This window comes from Bacillus sp. LSHTCR4 (genome assembly GCF_057197025.1).
In genome coordinates this window covers 14,955-27,145 of record NZ_JBXUNO010000004.1, presented here as the reverse complement: position 1 = coordinate 27,145, position 12,191 = coordinate 14,955, and the positions used below count along the sequence as shown (strand labels likewise).

The 12,191-nt window shown below is 33.7% G+C and carries 10 protein-coding genes; 1 reads left to right on the top strand and 9 read right to left on the bottom strand.

Translation table 11 applies throughout. From position 1 onward, the window contains the following. Positions 1-7: 7 nt before the first annotated feature. The 9 genes from AC2CGR_RS22445 to AC2CGR_RS22405 all read right to left on the bottom strand — a co-directional run bounded on the left by AC2CGR_RS22445 (position 8) and on the right by AC2CGR_RS22405 (position 10,999). Positions 8-466, bottom strand: a complete 459-nt coding sequence (locus AC2CGR_RS22445; protein ID WP_243870342.1) for a 3-hydroxyacyl-ACP dehydratase FabZ family protein — start codon at positions 464-466, stop codon at positions 8-10. A 49-nt stretch (positions 467-515) separates the two neighbouring features. After that, positions 516-1,244 (bottom strand): SDR family NAD(P)-dependent oxidoreductase, encoded by a 729-nt coding sequence (locus AC2CGR_RS22440; RefSeq protein ID WP_000591615.1) that lies wholly within the window; start codon positions 1,242-1,244, stop codon positions 516-518. 14 nt (positions 1,245-1,258) lie between these two features. Next, positions 1,259-2,002 carry a 3-oxoacyl-ACP reductase family protein gene (locus AC2CGR_RS22435; RefSeq protein WP_000924699.1) on the bottom strand — a complete coding sequence of 248 codons (744 nt, stop codon included), beginning with the start codon at positions 2,000-2,002 and terminating at the stop codon, positions 1,259-1,261. Positions 2,003-2,088: 86 nt separating this feature from the next. Beyond that, positions 2,089-2,373: a phosphopantetheine-binding protein gene (locus AC2CGR_RS22430; protein ID WP_248139905.1), complete on the bottom strand. Its 285-nt coding sequence runs from the start codon at positions 2,371-2,373 to the stop codon at positions 2,089-2,091. A 62-nt stretch (positions 2,374-2,435) separates the two neighbouring features. After that, positions 2,436-4,766, bottom strand: coding sequence for a beta-ketoacyl synthase N-terminal-like domain-containing protein (locus AC2CGR_RS22425; RefSeq protein ID WP_484481163.1), 2,331 nt, complete (start codon positions 4,764-4,766; stop codon positions 2,436-2,438). Positions 4,767-5,611: 845 nt separating this feature from the next. After that, entirely contained in the window at positions 5,612-7,135 is a 1,524-nt protein-coding gene (galT, locus tag AC2CGR_RS22420; RefSeq protein ID WP_484481162.1) for a UDP-glucose--hexose-1-phosphate uridylyltransferase, read from the bottom strand. Beyond that, positions 7,135-8,304: a galactokinase gene (locus tag AC2CGR_RS22415; RefSeq protein WP_484481161.1), complete on the bottom strand. Its 1,170-nt coding sequence runs from the start codon at positions 8,302-8,304 to the stop codon at positions 7,135-7,137. Before AC2CGR_RS22415 ends, galT begins: the two co-directional genes overlap by 1 nt. 182 nt (positions 8,305-8,486) lie before the next feature. Beyond that, the gene (locus tag AC2CGR_RS22410) at positions 8,487-9,518 is read right to left on the bottom strand and encodes a galactose-1-epimerase (RefSeq protein WP_484481160.1); all 1,032 of its coding nucleotides are present in this window, start codon (positions 9,516-9,518) and stop codon (positions 8,487-8,489) included. A 20-nt stretch (positions 9,519-9,538) separates the two neighbouring features. Continuing rightward, positions 9,539-10,999, bottom strand: coding sequence for a glycoside-pentoside-hexuronide (GPH):cation symporter (locus tag AC2CGR_RS22405; RefSeq protein ID WP_472264485.1), 1,461 nt, complete (start codon positions 10,997-10,999; stop codon positions 9,539-9,541). Between the two features lie 245 nt (positions 11,000-11,244). On the opposite strand from AC2CGR_RS22405, the gene AC2CGR_RS22400 reads away from it, so the two are divergent. Then, entirely contained in the window at positions 11,245-12,150 is a 906-nt protein-coding gene (locus AC2CGR_RS22400) for an AraC family transcriptional regulator (protein WP_274450665.1), read from the top strand. The last annotated feature ends 41 nt before the right edge of the window (positions 12,151-12,191 follow it).

Here is a 12,191-nt window from a genome sequence, read left to right as displayed (position 1 = left end):
AGCCCCTTTATTCTGAAATGGTAAGAACTAATTCACCTTTTGCTACTATTTTACTTGAAGAAATAGAAACAACTTCAATCTTTGTTGTCATAAAACTCCCGATTGTTTTAACCATAGTTGCACGAACATTTAAACAATCACCAGGATACACAGGATTAATAAAGCTAAATTTATTCGTCCTCACTAAATAGCCAACTTGTGGTTCTTCCTCGTTCATCATCCCAAGAATTAACAACATACTTGCTTGTGCCGCCATCTCTATAATAAGAACTCCTGGAAGAATGGGCTTACCAGGGAAATGCCCGCTAAAATACGGTTCATTATAAGCTAAATACTTTGCACATAAAATTGATTCTGTATCACTCTCAAATTCTAAAACTTTATCAATAAATAAAAAAGGTGGTGCTTGTAACAACAGTTCATGTGGTCTCTTTGTTAGAACGCTATTCATCATTGTTTGTTCCATATATTTTTCCTCTTTCGAAATAATTAATATTTTATAAAACATATTAGAATTAGATAGTCGTTTCTATTCCAGGCGTAATATGTATGTTTTGACCGCTAATAAAAGTATCATCTAAAACGAGTACGTCGATCCCTTTTATTAACTCATTCATTTTTTGAATTTTTGGTTTCAAACCGAAGATTTCTAAACTTTTTTGTTTTTCTTTCTTTTCTAATCTACTAAATTCATTATCTGAATATCCTAAAGTCAAAGCGTTTATTTTAAGTTTAAACGCAGATATTTCCTTCGCTAAGCATTTCATCATGGATATTTTGGCATGATTTAAAATTGGAGAAGTAGGATAACCCACATATGCTAAAGTATCAAAAATTAATGGATAAATAATTTGTCCTCTTTTTTTAATCATCATATACGATACCGCGCACTGGTTAAACAAAAAGATTCGTCTCAAATGTTCAGAAATAACTTCACCAAATAAAATTGGTGCTTCGGCAAAAAATTGCGATTCATCTATTTCTTCGTTTCCATGAATTAATATATCCAATCCATCTAACTTTCCTTTAACTTCTTCAAACAAAAAATTAACTGTTTCTTCTGTAAATTCATTACAAATTAGCGGATAAAATTCTCCGTTCACTTGAATACTTTTTTGATAGCATTCACTAGTTTCTTGATTAGAAAATACCATTGCTACTGAATGACCTTTTTCCAATAAATGATTAGATAACAATTGGTTAAAATGAATATCTCCATTTGTTATAAGGAATTTCTTAATCATTTTACTTTACCTCCCTATCTACAAAAACCACCATCAACTTTTAATACAACGTCAGATACATAATCTGATAATTCACTTGATAAATATACTGCTGCATTTGCTACTTCCTTTGTTGTACCTACTCTTTTCAAATTCGTATATTGTAAAAAATTATCGATTTTATGTTCTGGAACAGTATCTATCATCTCAGTTTGAATTAAGCCAGGAGCAATTGTATTAAAATAAATACCTTCTTGTGCATAACGTCTAGATAATAACCTTGTTAATCCAATCATCGCTCCTTTGGAAGTCCCATAGTTTACTTGAGCTTCTCTCCCTACTACACCTGTAACAGATACCATGTTAATAACTTTCCCGTATTTTTGAGCCAACATATAAGGTATTACTTCTGTACAACATGTATATGTTCCTAAAAAATTTGTTTCTATAACTTTTTTCCAATCTTCTTCATTCATTTGAGTAATAAAATTATCTCTAGTAATCCCTGCGTTATTAATTAATATATCAATTTTCCCATATTTCTCTTTAACCTCATTAAAAACAAAATTAATATAAGAACGTTCCACTACTGATCCCTTATAAAAATCTACTGATAAACCTCTTTTTATAAAATCATTTTGGATTTTTTTTGCTTCCGTATCATTATTTGCATAGAGTCCAATAACCTTTGCACCTTCCTCAGCTAGGCGATACAAAATCTCTCTACCGATTCCTCTCGTTGCTCCAGTTATTATTGCTACTTTATCTTTCAATAACATATATTACCCCCCAATTCATACACAATTATTTTATAAAAGCCTAGGGTTCACAAATACCCCTAGACTTTTATTCAATTATTGTAAATTTATGCTGTTACAACCTCTTTTAATTGTGACTCAATAAATAAAGATAACTTTTCAACAGAATGAAAATGTTCTTGAATATCTTCATGGCTCATTCCTTGCATCTTCACACCAAACTCTTCCTCTACTCCTGCAACAACATCTAACGCTTCAATAGAGTCGAGACCTAAACCATCACCAAATAATGCCATATTATCATCAATTTCATCAGGTGTAATATCATCTAACTCTAATCTCTCTACTAAAACTTTTTCCTTAATAACTTTTTTAATTTCTAAGATTCCCATGATTTCCATACCTCCGAATATTATAAAAATAAAATATATATCAACTGCTTCAGAAAACTTGTTTATACTGCGCTCACTATCGCTGCAATACAATTCCCATTAGCAGATGTACCTATAACCAATCCTGTTTCTAGTTTATTAAACAACATCATTTCACTAGATGGTTCAATTAATTTATCTAAACATTCTATTTCACTTGTATATATAAGATCACTTGCTAAGCAAAGATGAGTTAAAGCACTTGATGATTCCCTATAACCCATAATATTATTTATACAAATTATAGGAGTTTCATTTTGATTAAACATATTTTTTAATACTGATTCATGATGCTCAACATCCTGCTGCCTTGGTGGTGCTGAATACATGACAAAATTAATATCTGTAATAGATAGCTTTGCATTCTGTAATGCTGCATCTATTGCTCGGAAAATAAAGTCTGATTCATCACATTCTTGACCATTTCTCATCACGGATCCAAAACCTTTTATCTCTGAATAAATTTTACGATTTTCTTTTTTTGCCTTTTCTAAATCTGCTAATACGGCAAAAGTGCTTCCTTCAGAAATCATAAAGGTATCGTTATCATATAAAAGTGCTTTATCTATTTCCTCAGATAAAGCTGAACATTCATCACCAGCTCCAACTAGACAATATGGTTGATTTCTATTTTTAATAGTTTCATAACCATACAAAGCACTCATCATTCCATCATTACCACCTGTACTAAGAGAACTTGAAAAGCCTTTTAGTTTCATAACTTTTGAAAGTTTTCCAGAAACAGAATTCAATACTAAATCCGGAAAATGAATTCCACTTGCAAATTCATGTCCTTTTTCTAATATTCCAGATAAATATTTTGTTGTGCTTTCAAGACTGCCTCTTGAAGTTCCATATATTAAACCAATACTAGTACCATTTGTAGTATCTACCTCTAGATTTGAATCTTTTAATGCAAGATCTGCTGCTCCAATGCTAAATTGGGTGATTTTATTTAATCTTCTTTCATATAAAGAAGAATCGTATTCCTTTAAATTAAAACTAGAATTTTCTTCATACGATTCACTTAATTTATGATTTAAAAACGAAGAAATATTCCCACTGCTATGTCCCTGATTATCAACGGTACCTAAACCGATAATTCCTACTCTTGCTTGTTTGTTGTCCTTCAAACCTACTGCAATTTCTTTTTCGTCCCAATATTTTGAAACAATTGATGCATTATGTCCTCCAAACGCTGAATTATTACATAAAAAATAATCTGGTAATTTTTCATGCATATTTTCTTGAATTAAATTAGCATCATTACATCCTTCGCGTACTGTCTCTACTCTAAGATTAGATGGCAAAAAACCTTCTTGTACTGATAACAACGTTGTAACATATTCAATAATCGCCGCAGCTCCTAGATTATGACCAAAATATGATTTCGTAGAACTAATAGGAATATTAGAAAATTCCTCTTTACCAAAAACATTTCGTAGACCCTTAATTTCAGCAGCATCATTTGCTTTGGTTCCTGTTCCATGAGTATTTATATATTGAATTTGACTTTTTGAAATTCCTGCATCTTTTATTGCTTGTTCTACAGCTAAGGAAATGCCTTTTCCATCTGGCTCAGGTGCTGTAATATGATGTCCATCATTACTTAAAGAATAGCCACAAATCTCGCTATAAATATGTGCTCCTCTTTTTAAAGCGTTGCTTAAAGATTCTAAAATAACAAATGCAGATCCTTCTCCTAAATTCAAACCGTACTTTTCACTGTAAGGTCCACACAATTCAGCATTCAAGGCTTTTAGTGCATTAAAACCTGCAAACACTGTCGGTGACATAGAATCAGTCCCTCCAACGAACATTAAATCAGCATGTCCATTTACAATCATATCCCTAGCAAAACCTAAAGCATTTCCACTAGCGGCACAAGCTGTATTTAACGTGTTCACAGGCCCCCCAAGTTCGAAGTACTTTGCAACCGAATCCGCTGGCTGAAAGAAAGGATACCTAGATAACATTTTAGAATCTAAATTTGTTAATTTCCCTTGATTTTCAAGGGAACTAATCCCAGCATTACATGTTCCCAAAGCTACTCCTATCCGATTTCTGTTTACGTCTACTAAGTTTAAAGCACTATCTTCTAATGCCTCTTTTGCAGCAATAATTGCATATTGGGTACAAACATCATACTGTTTTTGTTCTTCTGATGAAAAATATTTTGCAGGATTGTAATCTTTGACCTCTGCTCCAAGACTACTTATAAATTTTTCTGTAGGAAAACCTTCTATTTTAGTAATTCCTGTTTTTCCATCCCGCATATTAACTAATACTTCATCTTTATTGTGACCGATTCCACAAATAATCCCCATACCAGTTACAACAATTCTTTCACTCACTCATACTCACTCTCCAAAGTCACTCTTTTTAAGTTGTATATACAAATAAATGAATTATTTAATATCAACAACTCAAAATTCATATAGTTAATATTAACAAAATGAATATTATCATAATTAAACGATAGACGTCAAACATTAAATTCCAAATTTAATAAAAAAATCTAGTAAACTTTATATGCTAATTAAAAACATATATTAATAGGATATAAACCATATTTTTATCTTATATTTCTCTATGTCACTTAGTTTTAAAACAACCCTAAAAAATATATCAATATATTTTTGATCGTACTTATTTTGAAAAGTGATTATCATCAAATAAATCTTAAAATTTCAAGTAAGTATATCCCTTTTAAATTAATAAAATCTTTTATATAAGCACTATAAATAATTTAATATGAAGTGTTAGTAAATATAATGAAATGAATTTCTCCACATAAGATATTCCAGTTTATACTACTCCCTACATTCCCACACAAAATTATATTAATATATTTTATAAAAGCGGTATATCCTTATATCTGACAAAAAAACTTCCATTGTAGAATACAAAGATTGGATTATCACTAATAACCTTGAAACATAGACAAATTTAAAGAGCAAGTTTTGAAAAAGTTTAATCAAAACTTGCTCTTATCTAATTTAAGTAATTCATTTTTTATAAACATCCACACAATGAATGTATATTTGTTTACAACTATTTATAAACAAATATATTATTAATATTCCCCCAGTGTAAGCTATATAAAGCCTCCTTAATCTACCTTTATTTAAAGAAATTACGGACCGAATCAATCTTAAACTAACAAAAAAACTTACAACAGAACCACTACAATTATAATCTAATCATCACACTTCGATTCATAACCCTGTAATTCCTTGATAAAGCGATTAAACCCTGCTCTACCCTCTTTATTCACCTTATAAACACCAGCATCTTCTAACACACGTTCAAATTTCTTTGCAACTTCAGTTTGAAGAAATCTTTGGATGTTTTCCTCTGTATATCCACCTTGTTTTTTTAATTCATCTGCCCATTTTTGATGGATTTCTGGAACGTATTCCCCCTTATCTAACAAGTACAGCTCAATTTCATGAAGTTCCTTAATCAAACGTGGCGGAAGAATCGCAAGTCCCATGACTTCAATAAGTCCGATATTTTCTTTCTTAATATGCTGTACATCTTGATGTGGATGAAAAATTCCATCAGGATATTCTTCACTCACATTATTATCACGAAGTACAAGATCAATTTCATATTTCTCTTCACGGCGCCTTACAATTGGTGTAATCGTATGATGTTTTGTTCCATCTTTTGATTGTGCACAAATTTGTAAGGATTCATCCGAATAATTCTTCCAACTTTCATGGATATAGGTACTGGCATTAATGAGTTCTTCTTTATTTAGGGAAGAGAGACGAATCACACTCATTGGCCAGTTGACAATACCACAAGAAGTATTTGGATAAGCAGGTAATTCAAATGTTTTAAGAACGTTCGCCTTTGCCATTGGAAAGATATGGCGTCCGGCTTGATAATGATCATGGCTTAAGATAGAACCTCCTACAATAGGTAAATCCGCATTTGAACCAATGAAGTAATGTGGCATCGTTTCTACAAAACTGAACAAACGAGAAAATGTCTCACGAGAAATTTTCATTGGACGATGCTTTTTAGATAATACGATGGAGTGTTCGTTAAAGTATGCATATGGTGAATATTGAAACCCCCACTCTTCTCCATCTAGCTCAATATCAATGATTCGGTGATTACTTCTACCTGGGTGGTTCAAACGACCGAAATACCCTTCATTTTCAATACAAAGTAAACATTTGGGATAATTACTCGTCGATATATTTCTAGCTGCCATGATCTCTTTAGGGTCTTTCTCTGGCTTGGATAAATTAATGGTAATCTCCAGTTCGCCATATTTTGATTCTGCTACATATTGAATATTTTTTTCAATCGCACGTGTCTTTATGTAATCATTTCGTTTACTAAGTTCGAAGAAATAATCCGTTGCTTGTTTAGGACTTTTACGATATGCCTTCTGAAAATTCGCGTTAACTTTAGATGGAAGTGGAGTAATCACATCCATTAAAAGCGCTTCAAACATATCACGATTAACTTGATTTTGAGAGATACTTAGATTTTCCATCGCAATACCTAAAAGCGTATTTAACAGCACATGTGGGTTCGTTTCGACTACGCTAGTAATCCCCCCCATGTCTGATTCTCCAATCAAACGTAATAGTTGATTGTGGGTATAAATTCGATCAACTTCCTCGATAGCTCCATTATTAATTGCAAGTGTAGTAAAATCATATATTGCTTGGCTTGTTTTCATCTTTTTCACCCCATTCATCATCCAATTACAGTAGTTCCACTACCAATGTGTGCTACATAAAAGTCAGGTGCATATCCTATAACTTTAAGATATTCATCATAAACCTTGTTTTTAAAAGCATGGATTTCACTCTCTTTTACTAATGCGATGGCGCATCCACCAAATCCAGCCCCAGTCATACGTGCCCCAAGAACCCCCTCTTGTTTTTGAGCAGCGGCTACCAATGTATCTAATTCCAGCCCAGTAACTTCATAATCATCTCTTAAAGATGCATGAGAAGTATTCAATAGCTTTCCGAATTCTTCTAAATCATTTACAATAAGAGCTTCTTTTGCTTTTTTTGTGCGCTCATTTTCATAAACTGCATGCTTAGCGCGTTTAATTAAGATTTCATCCTCAATAAGAATTTGATTTGCATCAAATTCTCCTTTGCTTAGTTCTCCAAGTGCCTTGATTTCTAACTTTGTTTGGAGACATGCGAGTGCTTCTTCACATTCAGCACGGCGTTCATTATATTTTGAATCTGCTAGTTCACGGCGCTTATTAGTATTCATAATTACAATCGCATAGTCATTCAAAACCACTGGTACCATTTCATACTCTAACGTATTGGTATCTAGAAGAATTGCTTTGTCTTCTTGACCAAATCCAATGGCAAACTGATCCATGATGCCAGAGTTCACGCCAATAAATTCATTCTCAACTGTTTTACCCATTTTCACTAATTCAAGTCGCGTCACATCTAATTTGAACAGGTCTTCTAATATTACGCCTACAAGTAATTCAAGTGAAGCACTACTTGAAAGACCCGCTCCATTTGGAATCGTCCCTTCAACTAATAATTCAAAGCCAGAGTCTATTTTATGACCAGCTTCTTTCAACGTTAAAAGAACTCCTTTTACATAATTTGCCCAATTGTCATTTTTATCGTAATTTAGTTCATTCACGGTGAAGTCAATTACTCCAAGTTTCTCAAAGTTCGTTGAATAAACTAATACTCTGTCACCCTCACGACGCCTAGCCACTCCATAAGTCCCATATGTAATAGAAGCCGGGAATACATATCCACCATTGTAGTCTGTATGTTCCCCGATTAAGTTGATACGTCCTGGAGAAAAATATTGAGTTGTTTCTTGATTTCCAAATATCTCAGCAAATTTTAAAGCCAGCTCACGTTTCTTTTCCATAAATATAAACCTCCCTGTTGCATTCGTTTTAAATATAGAAATCATCCCGTTATTCATTCGACTACTTCTAACAGTTCAACATTATTTCTAGACACTACATCGTATTTTAAGTAAGTTGTGATAGCGGTATCTAATCCTTCTATACATGTTTCATATTTTAAGAGACTATCAAAAATATGCTCTCAAATAATATGAAATTCTGTCACCGTTTGATAAGTTGAATTCGCCCTAAGTACCATATCTCCAAAACCAGAAAACTGTTCAGCCCCTGGACAAACCTGTGTTTCAAAAGTAATTCCTCCATGATTTGCAAGTTGCTTACCATGCATAAGCGGTGTATTTCCACCGAAATTTGCTGTAAAGATGACGACGCTGGGTTCTTTTGTGGCTACTTCAATAGAAACCACTTCATCCGGGCTAGTGAGTTTCACTGAACTATGTGATAGTTCGGGTCGATTTAAGAAGAATGGATGATCAATTCCATCCACTAATTCCTTTTGAACAAAATTACTACTGAAGGTTTCCTTGAGTTTCACGGGCTTTCTAAAATCAAATGCAGTCCCTTCTACAGGTAACTTCACACCAATTGGAACACTTTCCAAATCTAATGGTGCAAATTGATCACTATCCACCCACAATGTGTGTTCATTTACGGGTTGTGCTACATCACCAGTTAAGTTGAAATATACGTGATTTGTTGGATTGAATAATGTATCTTTGTCACTTGTCGCTCTAGTTTCCACTTTCCAAACATTGGTGCTAGTCAATGTATAACATATCTCAATATCAAGGTTCCCCGGAAAGCCATTTTCACCATGTGGGCTCACCATATGAAATATCACTGAGGCCTCATCATTATTCTCGACGACACAATATCGCCACTTTTTACTTTCAAATCCTGGGGTACCGCCATGTAAAGTGTTTCCGGTTTTCACATCAACTTGTACTTTATAGATTTCCCCATCGATTTGAAAAGTTCCATTTCGAATCCGTCCAGCTACACGTCCGATTGAGGCACCAATATATAAATCCTTTTCAAGGTATTCCTTTGCTGTATCAAAACCAAGTATTATCTCACGTAAACCATGTGTTGTTGGTATCTTTAAACTTGTAATACGAGCTCCTAGGTCTGAAACTGTCAATTGAAGGCCGTTCAGATTGGTAATAGTGATACTCGTATAACCAGCACCGAAATCTTTTGTTGTAATGTTCATTTTAGATGTCCCCTACTCCTTTATTTAGAATGAGCATGTACAGTACTAGAATTAAAACCTTCTGCTGCTTTCTCACCATGATTTAGCCTTGCTTCTAATTCTTTGACAATTTGTACATGCTTTTTCTCTGTCAATGTGATCTTCCATGCGAAAATTATAGCGGAAAATATCATGAGTACTGCTGGAAGATAAAACGCATAAAGATGGAATGTCGAAACACCATTAGCAGTAATATCTGCTGCTGTAGCATTGCCAGTCATCCCAGAAGCAACAGCTACAAACCCTACGATTCCGTTTGATAAAGCTCCCGCAATTTTATCGAGTAATGGACGAATTGATAATGTCACAGCTTCATTTCGGGTACCATTTTTCCATTGTCCATATTCAACTGAATCCGTAATAGTCATTAAAGCTGAAAGAAAAATTAGCTGCTGAGGAAAATAGAAGAACACCAATCCCACAATGACTACCGGTAAACTTGTTCCAGCTAAAGTGAAACATACGTATGCAAAAAGCATCATTACAATACCGCCAATATATACAAAACGTCTTGAAATTAACTTCGTGAGCGTTGGGAAAAGCGGAACAGCAATTAAACCTAGTACAGCTGCAATTAGTCCTACAATCCAGAACTCACCTGAATTTCCTAAGATATATTTGAAGTAGAAGAATAACACCGCGGTAGTTGCAACATTCGCAATGGCATATGCAATATATGATAGTGCTAACCACATCAACTGATCGTTTTTCGCAATAGCTTTAAAAATATCTTTAAGAGTTGCTTTTTCTTGTTGCTGACGAATTACACTTTCATTTTCTTTTGTGCCAAACGCTGCAATAACGGCTGTCCCTCCAGAAATGACAGCTGCAATTAAGCCGAACCAAAACCAACCAGAGGCGCCTTGAGAATGTTCACCAGTCATCAAGAAAGTAAAGAAGGTGACGATTGGTACAACTGCGAGTGTAGTCCCGTTCGCACCAAGTGATGAGCCAAGTCGTGCAAATGTTGCTAATTTTTCTCGTTCCTTGGTTTGAGTACTTAACGCTGGAATCATCGACCAAAAAGCGATATCCTTAAATGAATAAAAACTATCGAGTAAGATATAAACAATTGCAAACAATATGATGAATAACGTAGTATTATGAATTGCAAGACCAAAGAAATTGGTAAATATACATACAAGAAGGATAGAACTAACTAAGCCACCAACTACTAACCAAGGCTTAAACTTCCCGAATCTCGTTTTTGTATTATCAATTATCCCTCCAATAATCGGATCAAAAATAATTTCTACCAAACGGATTACTACGATTAAACTTGTAACAATCCCAATCATCCTTCCAGCCGTTGCTTTATCAGCTCCAGTGAACATCGCACTTGTAACAAAGACCATAAAATATGTACTTAAAGTTACATAGAATATGTCATGACCAAATGCACCTAAGGCATAGGAAACACGTTGTTTTAATTTTTTATCCATTTTCATTCCCCTTTTGTGAAATTCCCCTCCACTTAGTTTTAATAAAAGAGAGAAAACGTTTTCAATGTTGTCCATAAAAAATGACGAATTATATTAATCTTCCTATGGTTTTCTTTTTCATGTATAGTTTAACAAGAAAGCGTTTTCTGTTTTATATCATTTTGTGACCTTGATTTAACCTTTTGTTGCGTTTCTTACTTCAAAAGGCATATTGGCTATAGTAATCTCGAAGAAGGGAGAAGCACATGGAACAAGCAGTATTTAAAAAAAAAGAACACCACCACTTCTCGAGCGAACTTTATTTTGATTTTTGCGGTTTTTCAAAAACACTACCTTTTCATGCATTTGGCCCTACTGTACGAAACAGCTACATTATTCATGTCGTGCTAGATGGAAAAGGGAAGTACTATGTAAAAGATAAAAAATATTCATTAAAGCAAGGTGATCTTTTTCTTATTCCTCCAGGAGAGTCTACCTTTTATCGTTCAGACGCAGAGGAACCATGGTTGTATGCATGGCTTTCTTTTGGTGGGAAGGTTGCAGAAGAAATTATTAATTTTTCAAATTTTAAAGGTGATAACTACGCTGTTACCTCAACTAATATTCAACAATACTTGGAGATTATCTTGGAATGTATGAATTGCTCGGACAGTACATTAGAAGATGAATTAAAGTTGAATGAGCTAACCTATCGTTTTTTAAGATTATTTCTTACAGATGTTAGTTCACTCTCACCAGGAGTAAAACAAAAATTTTCACGACTCGCAATTGAAGCCATGATATATATTGGAGAGCATTATATAGAGGAAATTACCGTAAGTGATGTAGCAAACCACCTTGCGGTCAATAGAAGCCATCTTTCTCGGGTATTTCAAAATCATTTTGGGATGAGCATGAAGGACTGGATTATAAGGATGCGTATTAATCACGCAGCATATTTACTTTCAATGACTAATGAATCGGTAGAAAATATATCTTATCAGGTTGGTTTTCATAGTTTAGCAGCCTTTAGCCGCATATTTAAAAAAGTGACTAAAGAAACTCCTACGCACTACCGAAAACGTATGTCAAAAGATAATTTCCAATCAACCTCTTTATCAAGCTTGAAGTTATTACTTGATAAACAAGATATTATTTCACGGGCCACCTAGGAAAATTGAAAATAAATTTTGTTAAGGTACTAAAATTACTT

Coding starts and splice junctions, on each gene's coding strand:
- AC2CGR_RS22445 (WP_243870342.1), bottom strand. CDS start 466: ATGGAACAAACAATGATGAATAGCGTTCTAACAAAGAGACCACATGAA.
- AC2CGR_RS22440 (WP_000591615.1), bottom strand. CDS start 1,244: ATGATTAAGAAATTCCTTATAACAAATGGAGATATTCATTTTAACCAA.
- AC2CGR_RS22435 (WP_000924699.1), bottom strand. CDS start 2,002: ATGTTATTGAAAGATAAAGTAGCAATAATAACTGGAGCAACGAGAGGA.
- AC2CGR_RS22430 (WP_248139905.1), bottom strand. CDS start 2,373: ATGGGAATCTTAGAAATTAAAAAAGTTATTAAGGAAAAAGTTTTAGTA.
- galT (WP_484481162.1), bottom strand. CDS start 7,135: ATGAATGGGGTGAAAAAGATGAAAACAAGCCAAGCAATATATGATTTT.
- AC2CGR_RS22415 (WP_484481161.1), bottom strand. CDS start 8,304: ATGGAAAAGAAACGTGAGCTGGCTTTAAAATTTGCTGAGATATTTGGA.
- AC2CGR_RS22410 (WP_484481160.1), bottom strand. CDS start 9,518: ATGAACATTACAACAAAAGATTTCGGTGCTGGTTATACGAGTATCACT.
- AC2CGR_RS22405 (WP_472264485.1), bottom strand. CDS start 10,999: ATGGATAAAAAATTAAAACAACGTGTTTCCTATGCCTTAGGTGCATTT.
- AC2CGR_RS22400 (WP_274450665.1), top strand. CDS start 11,245: ATGGAACAAGCAGTATTTAAAAAAAAAGAACACCACCACTTCTCGAGC.